Source organism: Anaerotignum neopropionicum, assembly GCF_001571775.1.
GTDB lineage: Bacteria > Bacillota > Clostridia > Lachnospirales > Anaerotignaceae > Chakrabartyella > Chakrabartyella neopropionicum.
The window spans coordinates 219,584-242,660 of record NZ_LRVM01000001.1 but is presented as its reverse complement, the minus strand read 5'-3'; the positions used below and the strand labels follow the sequence as shown (position 1 = coordinate 242,660).

Sequence of the window (23,077 nt, the reverse complement as noted above, 5' to 3'; positions counted from 1 at the left end):
GTGGCGTGGATAGCGCCCATAGGAAAGCTAAGTTTTCTGTATTTCTCCAGAGAGTCGGTGTTTGGTGCGAGCCGATGAAAAAAGAAAATGCTCCACTTTCTCAGCCGCCGATGAAAGTCGGAAGGGTAAGCCCTTTATCGCTGTTTTAAGAGGCTCGAAATTTATTTTGGGCAATCTGGGTGGCAACGCGGGAAAATACTCTCGTCCCTGATTTTTATGGGATCGGGGGTTTTTTTATTTACTCCGATTCCCCGAGTTTGGATAGATTTAGAAGAATTGAAGGAGGAACAAAGATGCTGGATATTAAATTTGTAAGAGAAAATCCCGATGTAGTTAGAGAAAATATCAGAAAAAAATTTCAGGAAAATAAGTTGCCTTTGGTAGATGAGGTGATTGCTTTAGATCTTGAAAACAGAGCCATTAAGCAAGAGGTTGAGGTGCTTCGTGCTGAAAGAAACAAGCTTTCCAAGGAAATTGGCGGGTTAATGGCAAAAGGATTAAAAGAAGAAGCAGAGCAGGTAAAAGCAAAAATTGCCGCGGAAGCAGTAAGAGTTGATGAACTGACGGAAAAGGAAAAGGAAGTAGAAGAAAAAATTAAAAAAATTATGATGACAATTCCCAACATCATTGATCCTTCCGTTCCGATTGGGAAAGATGACAGCGAAAACGTAGAGGTTCAAAAATACGGAGAACCAGTTGTACCTGATTTTGAAATACCGTACCACACAGAAATTATGGAAAACTTTAACGGCGTTGATTTAGAAGGTGCAAGAAGGGTTGCCGGAAATGGTTTTTATTATTTAATGGGGGATATTGCACGTCTGCATTCCGCAGTTTTGGCCTATGCCAGAGATTTTATGATTGACCGCGGCTTCACATATTGCATCCCGCCTTTTATGATCCGCAGCAATGTGGTGACCGGCGTTATGAGCTTTGCGGAAATGGATGCCATGATGTATAAAATTGAAGGGGAAGACCTATATCTCATAGGTACCAGTGAGCATTCTATGATTGGTAAATTCATTGATACAATGAATAAGGAGGAAGAGCTGCCGCATACCCTAACAAGCTATTCTCCTTGCTTCCGTAAGGAAAAAGGCGCCCATGGTATTGAGGAACGCGGCGTATATCGCATTCATCAGTTTGAAAAGCAGGAAATGATTGTTGTTTGTAAACCGGAAGAAAGCCCCATGTGGTATGAAAAGCTGTGGCAAAACACAGTGGATTTATTCCGTACCATGGACATTCCTGTGCGGACTCTAGAGTGCTGCTCCGGTGACTTGGCGGATTTAAAGGTGAAATCCGTAGACGTTGAGGCATGGTCCCCAAGACAAAAGAAATATTTTGAAATCGGTAGCTGCTCCAATTTGGGCGATGCACAGGCAAGAAGATTGGGTATTCGTGTGGCAGGGGCAGATGGTAAAAAATATTTTGCTCACACATTAAACAATACGGTTGCCGCACCTCCCAGAATGCTGATCGCTTTCCTAGAAAATAATTTACAGGCTGACGGATCGGTGCTGATTCCAGAAGTATTGCGTCCATATATGGGCGGCTTGGAAAAAATAGAAAAAAAGAAGTAATTGCTGTTATTATAGGGGCTGTGAATTCATAGCCCCTATAAAAAACAGTGGAATATGTACAGGTTTTCACATTTTTGGGGGCGAAGCGCAAGATTTAGGACGAGAAATCACTGGAATTTATATCATTTTTGAAGGAAAAAATATGAAATACCATTGCCCATAGTTTTGGCTTGACAAAGCCAAGTAAAAATGGTATGATATTTTGGCAGTAAGCATTTGGAGAAGTACTCAAGTGGCTGAAGAGGTGCCCCTGCTAAGGGTATAGGTCGTTAACGCGGCGCGAGGGTTCAAATCCCTCCTTCTCCGTTCATAAAAAGTCATGTATGGCTAATTCATACATGACTTTTTCCTTTATTTATAATAAATAAGGGGTACAGGAAGTGGACGATTATTATGCATTGGATTGATATGCATTGTTGGATTACTGGCTTATTACGAAATTTCCACATTAAAAAACATGATGATGAATCTAGAAAACCGACGGAATTACTTAGCCAAATTCACAGATCACGAAGATTTATTTTTCTATTGGGTATCTGACGAATGAAAGGAGCAGGTAAAGTAGTAAAATGGGATGGAAAAAATGTGGCAGCTATTAAAAAAGTTTGTGAACAACCCATATGAATTTAATGGAAGCAAAACAATAAGTTGGCAAATTAGATTAAACGCGTAGTTTAAGTTCCTAGAGAATTTATATTTTAAGAAAGGAAAAACAAGGTGAAAGAGAATTGGAAAAAATTTAATGGCTATCAAAAGTTATTACTTATCATACTAACCTTTTTTATGATAATAACTGATATTCTAATATTTTGTTTTAACTTAATATTGTTAGGAATGATTAGCTTTATCGTCGTTATCGTTGTTGGAATTTTATTTTATAAGTCATGCAAATAAATATATAATAATTCATTGCTTCTTGACAATAAAAAATGTAGGCGTATAGTAATGTCTAAAAGTTAGTTATTACTAACAAAATAAATTTCATTTTGGTGGATAGCTATGCCAATAAAATTAGACGGAGTAATGGAAACCTTACTGATTACCCTTTATGTGAGGGCGAAGGATGCTATGAGAACTAACCCAGTAATTCATGATAAAAAAGCAATTGAGATTATTTAAAAAATAGATATAATTTTAAAAAGTTTGAGAGCGGTGAAATGTCCTATTATGGTGTTTTGGCAAGGGCGAAAACCATGGATAAAGAGGTGAACAAATTTATAGCGGAAAATCTCGATTGTGTCATTGTTTCTGTGGGCTGTGGGCTGGATACCCGTTTTTCTCGGGTAGATAACGGCAAAATAAAGTGGTATAATTTAGATTTTCCTCAGGTGATTGAGCAAAGAGAACTATTTTTTGAAAAAACTCATCGGGTCATAAATATTGGAAAATCTGCGTTAGATCCTACATGGACACAGGATGTTAAAACAGAGGGAAAAAAGCTGTTAATTATTTCCGAAGGGATGCTTATGTATTTGAAGGAAAATGAAATCAGTCAGCTTTTGCAGATTCTTACACATGGCTTTGACAGCTTTGAGGCTCAATTTGACCTCTTGTACAAAGGGCTTGTCAACAAAGCAAAAATACATGATACACTGAAAAAAACCAGTGCCCAATTTAACTGGGGCGTAAAGGATGGCAGCAAAGTTGTTGCTTTATGCCCAACGCTGCAGCAAAAAGGTCTAATTAATTTTACAGATGAATTAAAGCACCTGCTTCCGGGAGTAAAAAAGCTTTTGGTCCAATGATGTATGTTTTCAATAACAGGCTAGGTATATACACCTATCAGAAAATGAAATGAAAACAGGAACATACCTGACGATAATTCAATGAGGTGGTACAGAAAAAACAAGGCGGCAAAGGCGCAAAGCTTAAAATGTATGGTGCATATCGAAAACGGCATTATAGGAAAAATATAAAAGAAATGCAAAAGTCCGATTTAAAATGTAGATTTATTGACAGAAATCGGGCTTTTTTTATGAAAAAACAGCAGAATAAAACCTGCCAAGGTCATTGGCAGGTTCAAAAATTGATTGTAATGGGTTCTGTTATGCATTTTTACAGGCCATAAGTTGCGGTAATATTTGCCGTAACTTGTATTTTATTATACTGAATTTCTGTGCCTCTGTCGCTGCTGCCGTAGGCGGAGGTACCCGAAAGGGCTTTTTGATTATAATCAGCCGATTCCTGATAGGAAGCGTAGGATGCATGCTCCTCTACAGCTTGAATCTGCCCAAGGGGCTTGCCGTAAGCGGCTGCAATGGCATTGGCGGAAATGGAAGCGTTCTTTACTGCTGCCTGCAAGGCTTGAATATAAAATTCATTGGGATTTTCTAAGGAAAAAACAACGCTGTTAAAGCCTGTTGCGCCGGCTTTCAATGCGCCATCAATGTAGGTTCCTGCGTTATCAATATCCTTAATGGCTACTTCAAGATTTGCATTTGCCCGATACCCCGAAATCGTTGCTTTTCCCGTAACATCGTCGTATTGGTAGGTAGGGTATACAGAAGAATAGCTCGTGATAATTTTATCCTTGGCAATGCCCATTTCTTCTAATTTACTTACAACTTTTGAGGAGATTTTGTTGTTTTCACTTTGTGCAGCATCGGCGGTTTTCCCAGTGGTTTGAATGGACAGAGAAATCGTGGCAATATCCGGTTGAACGGATACAATGCCTGTGCCGTTGGTGGTGATTGTTGCCCCCTCTGCGGCAAAAACCGATGTGGCGGAGCCAAAGGCCAGGGCGGCTGCAAGAGAGGCTGTAAGCAATAAGGTTTTCAATTTTTTCATATATGGTTCTCCTTTCTAATACGCAGTAATATTTTCCATTATAATAGACGATACTTTTTTTAAACAGTTCCCCAAAAAAAAAGAAAAGATTCGATTTTTACAAGCTTTATGCTATACTAGGAGAAGTGACTTGAGTTAGGAGAGAAAGCAATGAAACAAACGTTGGTTATTGGTTCTGCTGTGGTGGATGTTATTGTAAATATTCCTCATTTGCCTGTAACAGGGGAGGATGTACATATTTCAAAGCAAAGTCGATCCCTAGGAGGATGCGCCTATTTAACTTCGGATATTTTGCGCCATTTTTTGGCGCCTTATAGTTTGTGTACTGCGGTTGGCGGCGGAATTTATGGGAATTTTGTACTGGAAAAGCTAAAGGAACGGGGTGTCACCATTTATGTGCGCCGCGGGGAGAAGGAAAACGGCTGCTGCTATTGCATGGTGGAGGAGGGCGGCGAGCGTACCTTTATCGTTGACCATGGAATAGAATATACTTTTCATGAAGCATATTTGGAGAAGATCCACACAAAATCCATTGATAGTGTGTATATTTGCGGCTTAGAAATTGAGGAAACAACGGGGACGAATATTATTGATTATTTGAGAAAGCATCCGGAATATGAAATATATTTTTCGCCCAGCCCAAGAATTATGAAAATACAGGCAGAAAGAATGGCGGCGGTTTTAGCGCTTCACCCCATTGTGCATTTGAATGAAAAAGAGCTATTGGAATTTACAAATGAAAGCTCTGTGGAAGGGGGGGCAAAAGCTTTGCATGAAAAAACCCAAAGGCCAGTGATTGTAACCTTGGGGGAAAAAGGAGCTTATTGCTTTGATGGGGAGAAGGATTTATATGCACATCCTGTGAAAACAACAGTGGTAGACACCATAGGCGCAGGAGATTCCCACATGGGGGCAGTGATTGCCGCAAGACGTTTTGGCTTGGGCTTTGGGGAGGCCATAGAAGCGGCAAACTATATTTCTGCGGCAGTGGTGGCAAAGTCCGGCGGTCTTCTTGAGAAAGAGGATTTTAGAAATGCGCTGTCAAAAATGCCCGAGAGATTGCAGCAAAAATTTTCAACCAGGGTATAAATAGGAAGAAATAAATAATTTTAATCAGCATAATATGAAAAAAGCCCGAATGCTTGGCAAAAAATTGCCTTGCAAACGGGTTTTTTTAATGAAATGAATAAATAAAGGATTTGTTTTTAATTTTCAAACTTGTCCCACAAAAAAAGAAAATATCAAAAAACTCGTAGATTACAAATTTAATTTCAAATCGTTTTCTTTAATCCAGCCAATTTTTCTTAAAATATAAGCAAAAATCAACGTGAAAATGGCAGGCAAAATAAAGCAGATCATTCCCATACCCATCCAGTCAAAGGCGGTGATGGCTGTTTTTGTTCCTGCAGAAATATCATTGACCCACCCTGTGTATAAGCCGATTTGACCCACAAAACCGCAAGTGCCCATGCCCGAGGCAACGGGACTGCCATTCATTTTCATTTGAAAAATGCAGGTGGCAATGGGCCCGGTGATTGCGGAAGCAAGGGTGGGGGGGATCCAAATTTTGGGGTTACGAACAATATTTCCCATTTGCAGCATGGAGGTGCCAATGCCCTGGGCGAATAAACCACCCCATTTGTTTTCGGGAAAGCTCATGACCGCAAAGCCGATCATTTGGGCACAGCAGCCGGCCAAAGCCGCACCACCGGCAAGACCCGTTAGGCCTAAGGTTGCGCAAATGGCAGCGCTGCTAATGGGAAGTGTTAATGCAATTCCCACAATAACCGCAACTAAAATGCCCATCAAAAACGGCCGAAGCTCTGTCGCCCACATAATTGTTTTTCCTACGCCGTTTGCAAGAGCGCCTAAAGAGGGCGCCCACCACATGGACAACAAAACCCCTATAATAATGGTGACTAAAGGTGTTACTAAAATATCAATCTTTGTTTCTTTTGAAACAGCCTTGCCAAACTCCGCGGCAAAAATTGTAACAATAAGAACAGCCAGCGGCCCGCCGGGCCCGCCTAGGCTATTTGCCGCACCACCTACGGCGATTAACGAAAACAGTACCAACGGCGGACATTTTAAAGCATAGCCAATTGCAACAGCCATGGCTGGGCCGGTAACGCCCTTTGCAAAATCGCCAATTTGAACCAAAATTTCAATACCAAGCTGTTGCCCTAGGGTTGAAATAATGGTGCCGATCAGTAAAGAAGCAAATAAGCCCTGTGCCATGGCACCTAAGGCTTCGATTCCGTAACGTTTTGCGGAAAACTCAATATCTTTCCGTCTTAGAAAGGAACGAAACCCTTGGGGCGAGTGATTCATTTCCATAACAACCTCCCATAAAAAAATATTTTTTTAATCATTATTATAATTGTTAACGTTAAGGAATACAATAAAATTTGACAAAAAATTATTAATCTTTTTTAGACAACACATTTCAAAGATGATAAATTTTGCTTGGTAATCATTTCAATAGTTCGTTTTAACATAACACAGAAAATAATTATTATGCTGTTTGACGAAAGAATTTTTTACTTCTGAAAGAAATCCCCGAAAAGGTTCATATATGACGCTAGTGCTTGCATATAAATAATCCAAGATGATCTTTAGGGGAGTGCAAAGGTTGAAAACATATATTGAAGAGAGGGCGGTTGAGGTGGCAAAGTTTATGATCTATACAAATGCCACAGTTAGGGAAACGGCGAAAAAATTTGGGATCAGTAAGTCCACGGTACATAAGGATATTACTGATCGCGTAGAACGCATTGATCCGGATTTGGCGCGTTCTGTTCGTCGTGTGCTTGAAGTCAACAAAGCGGAACGCCACATCAGAGGCGGTTTGGCCACCAAGGAGAAATATCTGCACAGACTAAAAGGCTGAAGGTAAAATGAAAAAAGCTATGGTTGCTCAAGCTTTTTTAAGGAGGCATAAGAAAAAAGCCCGTTTGCTGTATCATTTAGGTAATACGGGCTTTTGTAATATGAAAAAAGGGGACACATTTTTGTGTCCCCTTCAAACGGTGGAAAAACCTTTGACACCGCCCAAACTTGCTTGCTTTTTGTAAAAAACAAAATAAAAACTTGTGTAAAACCCAAATTCTATGGGATTTATGCCGGTCAAGGGTGAAACCCTTGTGGGTGCTTGAGGGCAAAGCCCTCAAGGTTTTGACTTTGTCAACAGTCTGTGGGGACACATTTTTGTGCCCCTTTTTTTCGTATTTAATAAAGTTGAATTTTTTTACCATCTATTTTTATAAGGTCTTCCTCTTTCATTTTCTTAAGCTCTCGCATCATTGCACTTCGGTCAATGCAAAGATAATTGGCCAAAGCAAGAAAAGAAAAGGGCATTTGAAAGGAGCTTGCACCACTTTTTGCCGATTGCATACGAAAAAAGCATAAAAGCTTATTACGAATGGTTCGGCGGCTTAAAATATCCACTTTTTCCGATAGGTTGGCTATTTTTGTTGACATAAAGGTAAGAAGGTTTTCAATGACAATGCTATGGTGGGCGCAGGCCTTGTAACAACGCTTTGTAATCTGCGCTCTATCGACAAAAAGAACAGCACAGTCCTTTTCGCATAAAACAATAAATTCTTCATCATGTTCTAAAAAGGAAAAGGTTGCACCAAAAATACCTGAATTTTCAATATATTCCATCATGTCCAAAGAACCGTCCGCATTGATTCTGTTTATGGATACACACCCATGATAAAGCAAGCCAACCTTTTGACAGCCCGCATCATAAACGTAAACCGTTTGCTTATCACGAAAGATTTTTTTTTCAGCCTCAAAACAAACAATCATTTTTTCGATATCTTCCATGGAAACCCCTGTAAAAATTGGGTTAATAATCAAATTTTTCATGAAAACACCTCGAATTGTCGCTTTTGCAACTTTTAATTTTTTGATTTTATGGTATCATAAATTTATACAAAAGTAAACTTTTTTGTATAAAGCAAAGCAAGAAAAAACATGATAAAAACACAAAGAACTTAATTATGAAGGAGGCTGACATTTATGACACCGAAGTTTTTTAGATGCAATCACTGTAAAAATATTATTCTTAAGGTAGAAGACAAGGGCGTTCCCGTTGTCTGTTGCGGAGAAGCGATGCAGGAGTTGAAAGCGAATACCTCAGACGGTGCGGCAGAAAAGCACGTTCCCGTTGTTACTGTGGAAGGTAATAAGGTAAAGGTTGTTGTAGGCAGTGTTGCCCATCCTATGCTGGAAGAACATCACATTGCTTGGATTTACCTGGAAACATCTCAGGGCGGACAGCTGAAGTACCTTGACCATACAGGCGCTCCCGAAGCTGAATTTGCTTTGACAGAAAATGAAAAATTTATTGCTGCGTACGAATACTGTAATTTGCACGGTCTTTGGAAGTATGAAGCGTAAGAATGTATAACCATAAAAGGCCGGTTTTTACCGGTCTTTGTTTTTTATAAAAAAGAGTGGAAAAGGAGGATGCAGAATGAAAACATTACAGCTAAAGGATGACCTTTATTGGGCCGGCATTTTGGATAAGGATTTACGCGTTTTTGATATTATTATGCACACTGAGTTTGGAACTACCTACAATTCATACATTTTAAAGTGTGGGGATAAAACCGTTCTTTTTGAAACGGCAAAGGCAAAATTTTTTGGTGAATATGAAAAAGCTTTATCCGAAAAGTTGGATATAGAAAAAATTGATTATATCGTTGTTGACCATACCGAGCCGGATCATGCGGGAAGCATCAGGAATATTATTGAGAAATGCCCTCGTGCCAAAATAATTGCAACGCCTACGGCAATCGGGTTTTTAAAGCAAATTGTAAATCGTGATTTTTATAGTATACCGGTAAAGGATAAGGTTGAATTACCCATTGGGAATAAAACTCTGCGTTTTTACGTTTTACCCAACCTGCATTGGCCTGATAGTATGTATACTTATATCGTTGAGGATAAGGTTTTGGTAACCTGTGACTCCTTTGGTTCTCATTATGCCCATGACGGTATTTTGAGAAGTACGGTTACGGATGAAGAGGGCTATATGCGTGCTACCAAATATTATTTTGATAATATTTTAGGGCCGTTTAAACAGCCGTATATGACCAATGCGTTGGATGTGGTAAAATCCTTGGATATCGACATGATATGCACCGGGCATGGACCTGTTTTGGATAGCCATATTGAGGAATTGATTCAGATCTATGAAGATTGGTGCAAGGTTCCTGTGAATGAAAAAACAACAGTTGTCATGCCTTATGTAAGTGCTTACGGCTATACAGGCGAGCTGGCGGAAAAAATTGCCCAAGGCATTCGTGCAAGCGGAGAGATTGATGTGAAAATTTATGATATGGTGACGGCGGACCCCGCTGTCGTTTTGGGTGAAATCGCTCTGGCCAAGGGCTTCTTGCTGGGCACACCTACCATTTTAGGGGATGCATTAAAACCCATTTGGGATTTAACCACTTCCTTATTTGCCCCTGTGCACGGCGGCAAGCTTGCCAGTGCTTTTGGCAGCTACGGCTGGAGCGGAGAGGGTGTACCCCATTTGATTGAGCGCTTAAAGCAGCTGAATATGCGGGTCATGGATGGTTTCCGTGTGCAATTTAAGCCTTCTGAAAAAGAGCTTTTGGAGGCCTTTGAATTTGGCTACCAGTTTGGAGAGAAGTTGCAGAAAAAGGATGCTCCCCCAAAATCCGGTGCAAGGTCTACCCTTGTGAAGTGCTTGGTTTGCGGCGAAATATTGGATTCTTCTTTGGATCGCTGCCCTGTGTGTGGTGTAGGGCCTGAAAATTTTGCACCTATTGAAGTGGAATCGGTATCCTTTTACAAGGATAGCATGGAAAAATATATTATTTTGGGCGGCGGCACGGCAGCCTTGAATGGGGCAAAAGCCATTCGAGAGCGCAATAAGACAGCTAGTATTACCATGATTTCCGAGGAAGGCGAATTGCCTTATGATAGACCGATGCTGACAAAAAATATGTTTGGTGCCTTAAGCGGTGATGCCATTGCCAGCGAGGAAAGAGCGTGGTATGAGGACAATCATGTAGCACTGAAATTAGATACAAGGGTGGTAAAGATAGATACCCAAAAGAAAGAAATTTTTCTTTCCAATGGAGAGGTATTGCCATACGATAAGTGCATTTATGCTTTAGGCTCCTATAGCTTTGTTCCTCCAATCAAGGGCAAGGATCTGGAGGGTGTTACGGCAATCAGAACGATTTTAGATGTGGAGAAGGTAAGCCTTTGGGCACATGAAGCAAAATCAGCCGTTGTCATTGGCGGCGGTGTTTTAGGGCTTGAAGCCGCATGGGAATTGCGGAAGGAGAAGCTGGAGGTTACAGTTTTAGAAGGCGCACCTGTTTTGATGGCAGGTAAAATAGACAAGGAAGCTGTGGATATGCTTACAAAGATTGCAGATGATGAGGGTATCCGTATTGTAACGGGAGCAAAAATATCTGAAATTAGCGGAAACGGCAGGGTTGACAGCGTAGTATTAGAAGGTGGCGAAAGCATCCCAGCGGATTTGGTGATTATTTCAACGGGTGTTCGGGCAAACATAGCCTTGGCGGCGGATGCAGGAATTATCTGTGAGCGTGCTGTGGTTGTAGATGAAGGAATGCGCACCAATAATACAGACATTTTTGCTTGCGGTGATTGTGCCCAATATCAAGGCATGAATATTGCAATTTGGCCAGTGGCAGCGGAAATGGGACGGATTGCAGGGGCAAACGCAGCGGGAGATAACTTGAGCTATGCCCAAAAAACCTATGGGATAACCCTAGCGGCCTTGGGAACAATGCTCTTTGCCATGGGTGATGTTGGAAGCAAAGAGGATATGATTTATAAAACAATGGAAATTAAGGACGAAAGGAAGGGCATACTGGAGAAGTATTATTTCTTAAATAGTACGCTTTGCGGTGCAATCCTTTTGGGCGACACCTCAAAAATTGCAAAGGTGACAGAAGCAATTGAGGAAAAGAAAAGCTTTACAGAGTTTTTCAAGTAAGGAATACTTGATTTTTGAGGGTGTCCACAACGGACACCCTCTTTTTAATAAAATTTACCAAAAAAATGCTTCATAAACTTTTGGAAGGAAAGGTCTTTTCACTAAACCCGGATCATTTTAAAAGAAGGGCAAAAAAAACAGAAAAAAAGAATTGATAGGGAAGTATCAATTCTTTTTTTCATTATTGTTCAAATTTTATTTTAATAATTTTCAGCAACTAAGCGGAAATAGGACTGGGGATGATTACAAACGGGACAAACCTTGGGTGCATCTTTTCCAACAAATCTGTGACCGCAGTTTTCGCAGTGCCATACGGTTTCTTCTTCTTTGGAGAATACCTTGTCGTTTTTCAAATTATCCAAAAGCTGACGATATCTTTCTTCATGGTCTTTTTCAATTTTTCCAACTGCTTCAAAAAGATAAGCGATACGGTCAAAGCCTTCTTCCTTTGCTTCTTTTGCAAAAGTAGCATACATATCGGTCCACTCGTAGTTTTCGCCCAAAGCTGCATCTAACAGGTTTTGCTCTGTGGAAGGTACATCGCCTTCGTGCAACAGCTTAAACCAAATTTTTGCATGCTCTTTTTCATTGTTTGCTGTTTCCAAGAAAAGTGCTGCAATTTGCTCATAACCCTCTTTTTTTGCTTTACTTGCATAGTATGTATACTTATTTCTTGCTTGGGATTCCCCTGCAAACGCAGACTGTAAATTCGCTTCTGTTTTAGATCCTTTTAAATCCATATAGACACCTCCGAAATTGTTTTATATATTTTTGTTACTTCTCTTTTATATGATTATTATATATTAAATAATAATCATTGTCAACTAATAAATTATTTATTTTTAAAAAACGTGATATCCCTTTGGGATACCACGTCAATTTTTTAAATTTCTATAAAGCCTTCAAAGTCCTTGCGGGCATCACCGGTCATGGTGATATTGTTTTCATCACAATGAATAATTAAATCGCCACCACGAAGCTTAACGGTAATATCTTGTTTGTCGGGGCAATGACCTAAAGCAACTGCTGCCGCCGCAACAGCACAAGCGCCTGTGCCGCAAGCCATGGTTTCGCCAATGCCTCTCTCCCATACACGCATACGCAGTGTTGTACGGTCCTCTATGGAAGCAAAGGAAATATTTGCCCGTTCCGGGAAGAAAGGTGCATGCTCAAGCATTGGCCCAACCTCCTCCAAAGGAATGTATTCCACATCCTCCGTGAAAATCACGCAGTGAGGATTGCCCATGGAAAGGCAGGTGATGAAGTATTCCTTATTGCCAATGGTAACTGCCTTGTGAATTACTGGTTCCTCACCAAGGGTAACGGGTACAGCCGTGGGGTTAAAATCAGCCGTTCCCATATGAACCATAACGGAATAAACTTTGTTTTCACGAATAAAAAGTTCCAAGTTCTTTACGCCGATTCCCGTTTCTATGGTTACATTTTCGGAAGTAACCATTCCCTGATCATAAAGATATTTTGCAACGCAGCGGATGGGGTTTCCCGCCACGGCGGATTCCGTGCCATCTGCGTTAAACATACGCATTTTCGCATCTGCAACCTTGGATGGCTCAATGAGCACAATGCCATCACCGCCAATGCTGTTGCGACGGCTGGAAAGCCATACGCTTAAAAACTCGGGATTTCTAATTTCCTGATCAAAGCAGTCGAAATAAATGTAATCGTTGCCGCTTCCCCGCATTTTTATAAAATGCAGCTTTTCTTTTTCCCTGGGCAAATGAGCAATATCAATGAGCTCCATGTTATTTAGGTGGAAGCCGCTGGATAAAGCGTTTACCAAAGCGTTTGTGGTGTCAATGCTGGTGAGGCAGAAAATACCACGTTCTGTTGCTTTTCTACGAATTTTTACGCTGGCAAGCTGTGGCAGTGTGCTTTTGTTGGAGGTGGAAACCATGTACTGAATTTTTCCACTTTCCAATAATGCCATGATTTCGTCAATGCCCTCCACCATAGTGGGTAACTCCGTTACAGGGATGCCGTATTTATTGAGTTCATAAGCAGTGCCTTCCGTTGCATAGAGTTGGAAGCCCAATTCATGGAGCTTTCTTGCAGGGTGCACCACTTCTACCTTATCTCGCTTTTTCACCGTTAGCAATACGCCGCCACGATGCTCCATTTGATAGCCTGCCCCTGCCAAACCCTTGTAAATGGCTTCCTCCAAGGTGCGACCGATGCCTAAAACCTCGCCTGTTGACTTCATTTCAGGCCCAAGGTGGGTATCTACATCTGTCAGCTTCTCAAAGGAGAATACAGGTACCTTAACCGCCGAGAATAGGGACTGGCGGAATAGGCCTGTGCCGTAAGGCATATCCGCAAGCTTCTGACCCAGCATTACCTGTGTTGCAATGTCAACTACGGGCAGGCCTGTTACCTTGCTGATATAAGGGATGGTTCTGGAGGCACGAGGGTTTGCTTCAATAATATAGATTTCATTTTCAAAAATAACATACTGTATATTAATCAAGCCTCTGGTTTCCAATGCCAAGGCAAGCTTTTCTGTTGCTTCAATCAAACGGCGTGTCAAGGGGCCGCTCAAATTCCAAGCAGGGTATACGGCGATAGAGTCACCGCTGTGAATACCTGCACGCTCCACATGCTCCATAATCCCTGGAATGAGCACTGCTTCGCCGTCACAAATTGCATCCACCTCAACCTCGGTGCCCATGAGATATTTGTCCACCAAAATGGGGTTTTCAATGCCCCCCGCCAGAATAATATCCATGTAGCGTTCCACTTCCTCGTCGGAAAAGGCGATAATCATATTCTGTCCACCCAAAACGTAGGAGGGACGTACCAAAACAGGATAGCCAAGCTGGGTTGCTGCTGTCAAGGCTTCTTCCTTTGTCATAACGCCAAAGCCCTTGGGTCTGGACATTTGCAGCTTCTCAAGGATAGCATCAAATTTTTCTCTGTCCTCCGCTGCATCAATGCTTTCTGCGGAGGTGCCTAAAATACGCACGCCAGCCTCGGAGAGGGCCTTTGTCAGCTTGATTGCTGTTTGTCCGCCGAAGGCAACCACAACGCCGTAGGGCTGCTCTGTGGCGATAATATCCATAACATCCTCAGGGGTGAGGGGTTCAAAGTAAAGACGGTCGGCAGTGTCAAAGTCGGTGGATACGGTTTCTGGATTATTGTTTACCATAACCACGTCATAGCCTTCTTCTTTTAATGTCCAAACGCAGTGAACGGAAGCATAGTCAAACTCAATACCCTGACCGATACGGATGGGGCCGGAACCGAAAACAATAACTGTTTTCTTGCCGTTGTTATGAGATTGGATGAATTCTGCGGCTTCGTTTTCTGTGTCGTAGGTAGCGTAGAAATAAGGGGTTTGCGCCGCAAATTCCGCCGCACAGGTATCAACCATTTTATAAACCGCATTTCTGTGGGGGTGGGTTTGTCCCGAAAGGGCGAAAATGGTCTTATCCAAAAAGCCTGTATTCTTTGCCAAAACATATAATTCCTCGGTAAGGGTTTCTTTTGCAAGACGGTTTTCCACCTCTAAAATATTCATCAGCTTGCCCAAGAACCACTCGTCAATTAATGTGATTTCGTGAACTTCATCCATGGAAATGCCACGCTTTAAGGCTTCATATACCACAAAAAGTCTGCGGTCGGTGGCTTCAAAGAGCATTTCTCTGATTTCATCGGTGGTGTTTTCCTCTAAAAGAGCTAAATTCAGGGTGTTCATGGAGATTTCTGCGCCACGAACGGCTTTCAAGAGTGCTTGCTCAAAGGTAGGTGCAATGGACATTACCTCGCCCGTTGCCTTCATCTGGGTGCCAAGCTTTCTCTTTGCGTAAACAAACTTGTCGAAAGGCCATTTTGGCAGCTTTACAACCACATAGTCCAAGGTAGGCTCGAAGAATGCGCTTGTTTTGCCTGTTACGGCGTTTTCGATTTCCCCCAAAGTAAGACCAACGGCAATGAGTGCCGCAACCTTTGCGATGGGGTAGCCTGTTGCCTTGGAAGCCAAGGCGGAGGAACGGGAAACACGGGGGTTTACCTCGATTACCGCATAGCGGAAGCTTTCGGGGTCTAAAGCAAACTGAACATTACAGCCGCCTTCCACCTGTAATTCGGTGATAATATCCAAAGCGGCAGTACGCAGCATTTGATATTCCTTATCTGCCAACGTAACGGCAGGGGCAATAACGATGGAATCTCCGGTATGCACGCCAACGGGGTCGAAGTTTTCCATGGAACATACGGCGATTACGTTGCCGTCCCCATCACGCATTACCTCAAATTCGATTTCCTTCCAGCCGGAAATGCACTGTTCCACCAAAATCTGACGAATGGGGGAGGCCTCCAAGCCACTGTGGGCAATTTCCGCCAATTCCCCTTTATTGTTGGCGATACCGCCGCCACTTCCGCCCAAGGTAAAGGCAGGACGCACAATCACGGGATAGCCGATATAATCTGCAAATTTCAAGGCGTTTTCAATATCTGTTACAACCTCAGAGGGGATACAGGGCTGATTCAGCTTTTCCATGGTTTCCTTAAACATCAAACGGTCTTCCGCTTTGTCAATGGTTTCCAAACGAGAGCCTAACAGCAAAACGCCCTCTTCCTCCAAAAAGCCCTCCTTTGCCAACTGCATGGATAGGGTCAAGCCGTTCTGACCGCCCAAGGTGGAAAGGAGGCCGTCAGGCTTTTCTTTTTTAATGATTCTTTTGATTACATCAATTTTCAGCGGTTCAATATAAATTTTATCCGCAATGGCATTATCCGTCATAATGGTAGCGGGGTTGGGGTTGATCAAAACAACCTCAAGACCAAGGGATTTCAACGCACGACAAGCCTGTGTGCCTGCATAGTCGAACTCTGCCGCCTGCCCAATGACAATAGGGCCGGAGCCGATAATCATAACACGTTTTAATTTTTTATTCAGCGGCATTTTATTTCCCTCCCATTAAAGACATAAACTGATCAAACAAAAAGTTGGTATCCTTAGGCCCACCGCAGGCTTCGGGGTGAAACTGTACGGAAAAGGCGGGGATATCGGTATATTCGATGCCTTCGCAGGTATTGTCGTTTACATGGGTAAAGGACAGCACAGCGGAAGGGGGTAGTGTTTCCGATTTAATGGCATAGCCATGATTTTGGCTTGTGATATACAGTCTGCCTGTTGGGGTGTAGCATACAGGCTGGTTAGCCCCTCTATGGCCGTATTTTAATTTGGTGCTAATGGCACCCTTTGCCAGCGCCAGCATTTGGTGTCCAAGGCAAATGCCGAACACGGGAACCTTGCTTTGGGCAACCTTGCCGATATTTTCGATGATGCTCTTATTATCGGAGGGGTCGCCAGGGCCGTTGGAAAGTAAAATTCCATCAGGCTTTAGGCTCAAAATTTCCTCGGCAGAGATTTGGGCGGGAACAACGGTGACCTTACAGCCTCTTTTGATTAATTCATCGCCCATGTTTTTCTTATAGCCAAAGTCCCAAAGAACCACGTGTTTGCTGCCTTCGGGGTTCTTTACATAGCTTTCCTTACAGGTTACCTTATCCACGCTGCTGCTTAAGGCGGCGTTGGAAAGACTTCTTGCGAAAGCCTCCATATCCTCTGGGATTTCATTTACAATGGCAGCGTTCATAACGCCGTATTCACGGATAATTTTTGTCAAGGCACGGGTATCCAAATCGCAAAGGCCGATAATCCCCTGTTTCTCCAAATATTCCCCCAAGGTGCCCTCATTTCTGAAATTAGAGGGTAAATCGCAGATGTTTCTTACGATATATGCGGAAAGAGAAGGGGATTGGCTTTCAAAATCATCGGGAATTACCCCATAGTTCCCAATTAAGGGGAAGGTTTGCACCACAATTTGACCATGATAGCTAGGGTCGGTCAAAGTTTCCAAATAGCCCTCCATGCCTGTTGTAAAAACTAACTCCGCAGTAATTTCGCCTTGATTACCAAAGCGTTTTCCAGGAAATACTTTTCCGTTTTGCAGAACTAAATATGCTTTGTTCATTGGTATCACATCCTATCAGCCCATTAATTTTACGAGAATTGCTTTTTGTGCATGAAGACGGTTTTCCGCTTCATCAAAAATTTCGTCTGCGTGTGCTTCAAAAACCTCAGCGGTAATTTCCTCGCCTCTGTGGGCAGGCAGGCAGTGCTGCACCATACAGCCGTCATTTGTCAGCGTCATTAATTCGTCATTGATTTGATAGCCGTCAAAGGCCTTTGCGCGGATTGCCTGTTCCTCCTCCTGGCCCATAGAAGCCCAAACGTCGGTAATCATAACGTCGGCATTTTTTGCGGCAACCTTAGGGTCGTCGGTGAGAAGGAATTTGTCGCCGTATTCCTTGGCAAAATCCAGCACCTTGCTATCGGGGCGATAACCTTCAGGGCAGGCAACGCTTACCGTCATGCCAACCTTTAAGCCGCCTACGATTAAGGAATTCGCCATATTATTCCCATCTCCGATGTAACACATCCGAAGTCCGTCTAATTTTCCCTTATGTTCACGAATGGTCTGCAAATCCGCCATAATTTGGCAAGGGTGGCAGAAGTCTGTCAGGCCGTTGATAATGGGGATGGAGCCAAAGTTTGCAAGGGTTTCCACTTCCTCTTGTTCAAAGGTACGAATCATAATGCCATCCAAATAGCGAGAGAGCACACGGGCAGTATCCTGTGTTGGCTCGCCACGGCCGATTTGCGCATCCTTAGAGCTGATGAAAAGGGCATGTCCACCTAACTGATACATTCCTGTTTCGAAGGAAACACGGGTACGGGTGGAGGATTTTTCAAAAATCATTCCCAGGGTTTTCCCCTTTAGGAAATGATGCTCTTTTCCTTCTTTAACATATTTTTTCAATTGATCAGCCAAGTCTAAAAGCTCGATGATTTCTTCCGTTGTGCAATCTAACAGCTTTAAAAAGTGCTTCATGTGCATGCCTCTCTTTCTTGTGCGCTAGTGAGAAATTGTAATATATACAGCGCAAAACGCAGGAGGACAAGGGTGGATTTTTCATTCAAAGCAAACCGAATTGCTTTGAAACCACTTAGCCTGAAGCTGCGTTTTTGCGGAATAACCTAATTCTATTTTACATTGTTTTTAATACATTGGCTAGTATGGAAAGTGCTTTTTCCAATTCTTTTCTGGTAATGGTTAAAGGTGGTAACAATCTTACCTTTGTTTTGGCAGAAAGAACCATTAAGCCGTTCTCCAAACATTGATTAATAACCTCTTTTGCATCTACATCAAGGCTTACGCCAAGCATCATGCCCATTCCTGCAACGCCTGTTACATGGGGCATAGTTAAAATCTGATTTCTAATAAATTCGCCTTTTTTCTGAACCTCAGCCAGAAAATCATCGTTCAAACGGTTTAAAATTTCAACGGAGCCGGCACAAACCACGGGATTGCCGCCAAAGGTTGTGCCATGGTCACCGGGGGATAAACATGCTTCGGTTTTTTCGCCAAACAACACGCCGCCAATGGGCAAGCCGCCGCCAAGGCCCTTTGCACAGGATACCAAGTCGGGTTGAATATCAAATTGCTGATAGCTAAAGAAGGTGCCAGTTCTGCCCATGCCTGTTTGCACTTCGTCTACGATAAAAAGAATATCCTTTTCCTTGCAGAACTGATAAACAGCCTGTACATATTCTTTATCCAAGGGAACAACGCCGCCTTCGCCTTGAACCATTTCCATAATAACAGCACAAACGTCATTCGTCAATTTAGAAAGTGTATCTTCCACATTATTTGCTTTTGCGAATACAATACCCTCCACAAATGGGAAGAAATAGTTATGGTAATGATCCTGACCTGTTGCGGAAAGGGTTGCCAAAGTTCTGCCGTGGAAGGAATTTTCCAAAGCAACAATGGTGCTTCTGCCCTTGCCATATTTTAAGAAGCTATATTTTTTGGCGGCTTTAAACACGCCTTCGTTTGCTTCTGCGCCGCTATTGGCAAAGAACATTTTTTTCATGCCGCTTTTTTCGCAGACCAATTTAGCCGCCTCGCCGCAAGGCGCAGTATAATACAGGTTTGAGATATGCTGTAATTTATTCAGCTGCGTGGTGACTGCGCTAATCCAAGCCTTATCGCAAAAGCCCAATGCGTTTACGCCGATGCCGCTGGTCATATCGATATATTCTTTACCGTCCACATCATAGCAGGTGGCGTTTTTTCCGTGGTCAAGTGCAACGGGATAGCGGCCGTAGGTATGCATGATATATGCTTCATCTTGTTGTTTGATTTCTTCAAAGCTCATTTCATTCACCTTCCTTTTTAAATAATATAAGTTCAAGTTCAAGGTCAAGTTCAAGGTCAAGGTCAAGACCTCGGGGCGTTGCCCCGAACCCTGCAAGCCTTTGAAAAGGCTTGAGCGAAACTTTTATATGCAAAAACTGCGTTTTTGCTAGGGGCATAATTATTTTTATTTATGATTATGTGTTATTCGTTTTTTCTTTTTCTAAACCGCATATAATGCGGTTTAAATAAAAGTTTTTGGTCTTACTTTTTTCAAAAAGCAAGTAGGTGTGGGCAAAGCCCACGGTCTTGACCTTGCGTTTTTATTTTATAAACATGGTGCCGACGCCCTCATCGGAGAACATTTCGATTAAAATGGAGTGTTCAATTCTCCCGTCAATCATGACCGCTTTTTCCACGCCGGACTGTACTGACTTTTTTAGGCTTTTCACCTTGGGTATCATGCCCCCGCTGATGATACCGTCATTCATCAGTGTTTCCACTTCGTCTATTTTTACAACGGGGATTAAGGAATTTTCGTCAGAAATATCTCGCATCAGGCCCCGAATATCTGTAAGGGTAATAATGCTTTCCGCTTTCAACGCCGACGCAATTTCCGCCGCCGCTGTATCTGCATTAATATTGTAGGTTTGGCCCTTGCAATCTGTGCCAACGGTGGCAATGACTGGGATGTAACCGCTTTGAATAGCCTGCGTGATGGGGTCTGTATTAATTTGTGTGATTTCGCCCACAAAACCATAGTCACCATCAATCTTCTTTGCCTTAATCATACCACCGTCAATGCCACAAAGTCCAATGGCATTTCCGCCTAATTGTCCAATGAGGGAAACCAGGTCTTTGTTCGTTTTTCCCGCAAGCACCATTTGTACAACCTGGGCTGTTTCCTCGTCTGTATAACGCAATCCATCCACAAAGCGGGAAGGGATGTCTAATTTTTTCAGCATACCGCTGATTTCCGGGCCGCCGCCATGCACCAGCACCACATGAATCCCCACCAGGGAAAGCAGTATAATATCGCTCATGACTGCTTTTTTTAAGTCAGCATGAACCATGGCGTTGCCGCCGTATTTTACCACAACGGTTTTACCTGCGTATTTTTGAATATAAGGCAGAGCGGCGGTTAATACCTTTGCCTTTATGTTATTGCAATCTGCAATCATTGCTTCTGCCTCCCTATTAGGTACGGTAATCTCCGTTAATTTTTACATAATCATAGGTTAAGTCACAGCCCCATGCCGTTGCTGTTCCATGGCCTTGGTTCATTTCTACCTGAATATGAATTTCTTCTTCCAAAAGAATGTTTTTTGCCACTTCTTCATCAAAAGCAACGCCTGCGCCGTTTTCACAAACGTGAATATTGCCCTTTGGCGAGGAAATATCTACGGAAATGGTATCTACCGCAAAATCCCCGTCTGTATAGCCGATGGCACAAAGGATGCGTCCCCAGTTGGCATCTGCGCCGAACATTGCCGCCTTTGTTAGGCTGGAGGTAATGATGGATTTGGCGATTGCCTTTGCCAAAGGTGTGGTGGGTGCGCCGTTTACCGTGCATTCCATAAGCTTTGTGGCACCTTCGCCGTCTCCTGCAATTTTTTTCGCCATGGAGGTACAGATTTCCTTGATTACCGTCAAGAAGGCATCAAAGTCAGCTCCTTCCTCCTCAATCAAAGGGTTTTCCGCCATTCCGTTTGCCATAATGGAAACCATATCGTTGGTGGAGGTATCTCCGTCAACACTTACCATGTTAAAGGTATCGTCTACCGCTAATTTCAAGGCTTTATTCAGCATGGGAGCGGAAATTGCCGCATCCGTTGTCAAAAATCCAAGCATGGTTGCCATATTCGGGTGGATCATACCACTGCCCTTTGCCATAGCACCAATGGTTACTGTTTTTCCGCCGATTTCAATGGTATAGGCCTCTTCCTTTGCCTTAGTGTCGGTGGTCATAATGGCCTCTGCCGCCAAAGCACCGCCGCCTGCTGTAAGTTGGGGAGCCAATTCCCTGATGCCCTTTGCAATGGGTTCTAAGGGTAATACTGCACCAATGACGCCTGTGGAGGCAATAATAATATCCTCTGGGGCAAGTCCTAAGGCCTCTGCTGTCATTTGACACATTGCCTCTGCCTTTTCTACGCCGTCGGCGTTGCAGGTATTGGCATTGCCGCTGTTGCAAATGAGTGCCTGAGCCATACCGTCGGCAATATTATTTTTGGTAACGGTAATGGGTGCTCCATATACCTTGTTTTGTGTATAAACGGCCGCCGCTGTACAAGGGGTTTGGCTGTAAATCATGGCCAAATCCTTTTTACTTTGGCTTGCACGCACGCCGCAGTGCAAACCGCCGGCAAGAAAGCCTTTAGGAGCGGTGACACCGCCTGTTATTTTCTGCATAAAATTTCCTCCTTTGCTTATATCAGCGATTCGGTTTCGTCTAAACCGAGGACAATATTCATATTTTGTACTGCCGCACCCGATGCGCCTTTTCCTAAATTATCAAATACGCTGGTAATGGTTATTTGTTCGTCGTTTCCTTCAATATAAAGGATTAAGCCGTTACTGTCCGCCATTAGGTTGGATGGAAGAAAGCCGCTTTCCTCGTGGGCAATTTTGATAAAGCTGGACTCTTTATAAAAATCCTCTATTAATAATGTAAGTTCTGCCTTTGTTATTTTTTTGGAAAAAAGCCTGCTTTGCAAAGGGACGCATGTTTCCATGCCGCGGTAAAAATCGCAAACAATGGGAGAAAATACAGGTGGAGCGGAAAGCCCTGTAATATACTGCATTTCCGGTAGATGCTTATGGGCTTGGCTCAAGGCGTATTGTCTTGGGCTTTCATAGGCTATGGAGCGGTCTGCGGCCTCATATTCTTGAATCATTCCCTTGCCGCCGCCGCTATAGCCTGTAATGCTGTGGGCGGAAAAAGGATAGTCGGGGCTTACAATGCCCAGCTTTACCAAGGGGTAAACTGCGGCAATAAAGCCTGTTGCATGACAGCCGGGATTTGCAATGCGCTTTGATTTTGCAATTTCCTCTTTGAGCCTTGGGGAAAGCTCCGGAAAGCCGTAGGTCCAAAGGGGGTTGGTTCTATGGGCTGTACTGGCGTCAATGATGCACACCTCTGGGTTTTCTACCAGTGTCACTGCTTCCTTTGCCGCTGCATCGGGCAAGCAAAGAAACACAACGTCGGCGCGATTCATCAGCCTTTTTCTCTCTGTCTCGTCCTTTCTCAGCTCCTCGCTGATGAGCATTAGCTCAATATTCGGATGGTGCTCCAGACGCTGACGCAGCTGCAAGCCTGTGGTACCTACCTGGCCGTCAATAAAAATTTTATGCTTCATAGCCTTTCCCCTCTTTAAACGTTTTATTTTTTATTATTATATACCTTTAAAACTTAAAGTCAATGGGAAAATGCATAATTATTCAATTTTGGAGAAATGCAAACAATATTG

17 protein-coding genes, 1 tRNA gene and 1 pseudogene are annotated in these 23,077 nt (G+C 42.9%); 7 read left to right on the top strand and 12 right to left on the bottom strand.

The features are described 5' to 3' along the window. Nucleotides 1-293 precede the first annotated feature (293 nt). The 3 genes from serS to CLNEO_RS01195 all read left to right on the top strand — a co-directional run bounded on the left by serS (nt 294) and on the right by CLNEO_RS01195 (nt 3,328). Complete coding sequence (gene serS / locus CLNEO_RS01205) at nt 294-1,583, top strand: serine--tRNA ligase (RefSeq protein WP_066083643.1); 1,290 nt, start codon at nt 294-296, stop codon at nt 1,581-1,583. Between the two features lie 218 nt (nt 1,584-1,801). Continuing rightward, nucleotides 1,802-1,889, top strand: a tRNA-Ser gene (locus CLNEO_RS01200). Nucleotides 1,890-2,740: 851 nt separating this feature from the next. After that, nucleotides 2,741-3,328 (top strand): class I SAM-dependent methyltransferase, encoded by a 588-nt coding sequence (locus CLNEO_RS01195; RefSeq protein WP_242864138.1) that lies wholly within the window; start codon nt 2,741-2,743, stop codon nt 3,326-3,328. 310 nt (nt 3,329-3,638) lie between these two features. On the opposite strand, the gene CLNEO_RS01185 is transcribed toward CLNEO_RS01195, so the two are convergent. Continuing rightward, nucleotides 3,639-4,370 (bottom strand): SIMPL domain-containing protein, encoded by a 732-nt coding sequence (locus tag CLNEO_RS01185; RefSeq protein WP_066083639.1) that lies wholly within the window; start codon nt 4,368-4,370, stop codon nt 3,639-3,641. A 150-nt stretch (nt 4,371-4,520) separates the two neighbouring features. Here CLNEO_RS01185 and CLNEO_RS01180 point away from each other — a divergent pair, with 150 nt between their 5' ends. Continuing rightward, complete coding sequence (locus CLNEO_RS01180) at nt 4,521-5,459, top strand: carbohydrate kinase family protein (RefSeq protein WP_066083637.1); 939 nt, start codon at nt 4,521-4,523, stop codon at nt 5,457-5,459. Nucleotides 5,460-5,627: 168 nt separating this feature from the next. On the opposite strand, the gene CLNEO_RS01175 is transcribed toward CLNEO_RS01180, so the two are convergent. Further along, entirely contained in the window at nt 5,628-6,707 is a 1,080-nt protein-coding gene (locus CLNEO_RS01175; RefSeq protein WP_242864137.1) for a PTS transporter subunit IIC, read from the bottom strand. A gap of 295 nt (nt 6,708-7,002) precedes the next feature. Between CLNEO_RS01175 and spoIIID the strand changes: the two genes are divergently transcribed. After that, nucleotides 7,003-7,260 carry a sporulation transcriptional regulator SpoIIID gene (spoIIID, locus tag CLNEO_RS01170; RefSeq protein ID WP_066083635.1) on the top strand — a complete coding sequence of 86 codons (258 nt, stop codon included), beginning with the start codon at nt 7,003-7,005 and terminating at the stop codon, nt 7,258-7,260. A 338-nt stretch (nt 7,261-7,598) separates the two neighbouring features. Here spoIIID and CLNEO_RS01165 read toward each other — a convergent pair whose 3' ends face one another. After that, on the bottom strand, nt 7,599-8,243 hold the full coding sequence (locus CLNEO_RS01165) for a Crp/Fnr family transcriptional regulator (RefSeq protein WP_066083632.1): 645 nt from the start codon (nt 8,241-8,243) through the stop codon (nt 7,599-7,601). A gap of 153 nt (nt 8,244-8,396) precedes the next feature. On the opposite strand from CLNEO_RS01165, the gene CLNEO_RS01160 reads away from it, so the two are divergent. Together CLNEO_RS01160 and CLNEO_RS01155 are read left to right on the top strand one after the other, a co-directional pair. Beyond that, entirely contained in the window at nt 8,397-8,777 is a 381-nt protein-coding gene (locus CLNEO_RS01160; RefSeq protein WP_066083629.1) for a desulfoferrodoxin family protein, read from the top strand. A 76-nt stretch (nt 8,778-8,853) separates the two neighbouring features. Beyond that, nucleotides 8,854-11,382 carry an FAD-dependent oxidoreductase gene (locus tag CLNEO_RS01155; RefSeq protein ID WP_066083627.1) on the top strand — a complete coding sequence of 843 codons (2,529 nt, stop codon included), beginning with the start codon at nt 8,854-8,856 and terminating at the stop codon, nt 11,380-11,382. Between the two features lie 200 nt (nt 11,383-11,582). On the opposite strand, the gene rbr is transcribed toward CLNEO_RS01155, so the two are convergent. The 9 genes and pseudogenes from rbr to argC all read right to left on the bottom strand — a co-directional run bounded on the left by rbr (nt 11,583) and on the right by argC (nt 22,966). Continuing rightward, nucleotides 11,583-12,122, bottom strand: a complete 540-nt coding sequence (rbr, locus tag CLNEO_RS01150) for a rubrerythrin (RefSeq protein ID WP_066083625.1) — start codon at nt 12,120-12,122, stop codon at nt 11,583-11,585. A gap of 143 nt (nt 12,123-12,265) precedes the next feature. Beyond that, nucleotides 12,266-13,084: a diaminopimelate epimerase gene (gene dapF / locus CLNEO_RS16830; protein ID WP_456297611.1), complete on the bottom strand. Its 819-nt coding sequence runs from the start codon at nt 13,082-13,084 to the stop codon at nt 12,266-12,268. Nucleotides 13,085-13,117: 33 nt separating this feature from the next. Beyond that, a pseudogene (gene carB, locus CLNEO_RS01145) lies at nt 13,118-16,303 on the bottom strand (carbamoyl-phosphate synthase large subunit); the annotation flags it as partial. A gap of 1 nt (nt 16,304) precedes the next feature. Continuing rightward, nucleotides 16,305-17,378 (bottom strand): carbamoyl phosphate synthase small subunit, encoded by a 1,074-nt coding sequence (locus tag CLNEO_RS01140; protein ID WP_066083620.1) that lies wholly within the window; start codon nt 17,376-17,378, stop codon nt 16,305-16,307. A 15-nt stretch (nt 17,379-17,393) separates the two neighbouring features. Beyond that, the gene (gene argF / locus CLNEO_RS01135; protein WP_066083618.1) at nt 17,394-18,299 is read right to left on the bottom strand and encodes an ornithine carbamoyltransferase; all 906 of its coding nucleotides are present in this window, start codon (nt 18,297-18,299) and stop codon (nt 17,394-17,396) included. Nucleotides 18,300-18,456: 157 nt separating this feature from the next. Continuing rightward, the gene (locus tag CLNEO_RS01130; protein ID WP_066083616.1) at nt 18,457-19,629 is read right to left on the bottom strand and encodes an acetylornithine/succinylornithine family transaminase; all 1,173 of its coding nucleotides are present in this window, start codon (nt 19,627-19,629) and stop codon (nt 18,457-18,459) included. A gap of 301 nt (nt 19,630-19,930) precedes the next feature. After that, a complete protein-coding gene (argB, locus tag CLNEO_RS01125; RefSeq protein ID WP_066083615.1) occupies nt 19,931-20,788 on the bottom strand; it encodes an acetylglutamate kinase in 858 nt (285 codons plus the stop codon). A 16-nt stretch (nt 20,789-20,804) separates the two neighbouring features. Then, complete coding sequence (gene argJ, locus CLNEO_RS01120) at nt 20,805-22,019, bottom strand: bifunctional glutamate N-acetyltransferase/amino-acid acetyltransferase ArgJ (RefSeq protein ID WP_066083612.1); 1,215 nt, start codon at nt 22,017-22,019, stop codon at nt 20,805-20,807. A gap of 17 nt (nt 22,020-22,036) precedes the next feature. Further along, nucleotides 22,037-22,966 carry an N-acetyl-gamma-glutamyl-phosphate reductase gene (gene argC / locus CLNEO_RS01115; RefSeq protein ID WP_066083611.1) on the bottom strand — a complete coding sequence of 310 codons (930 nt, stop codon included), beginning with the start codon at nt 22,964-22,966 and terminating at the stop codon, nt 22,037-22,039. Nucleotides 22,967-23,077: the final 111 nt, after the last annotated feature.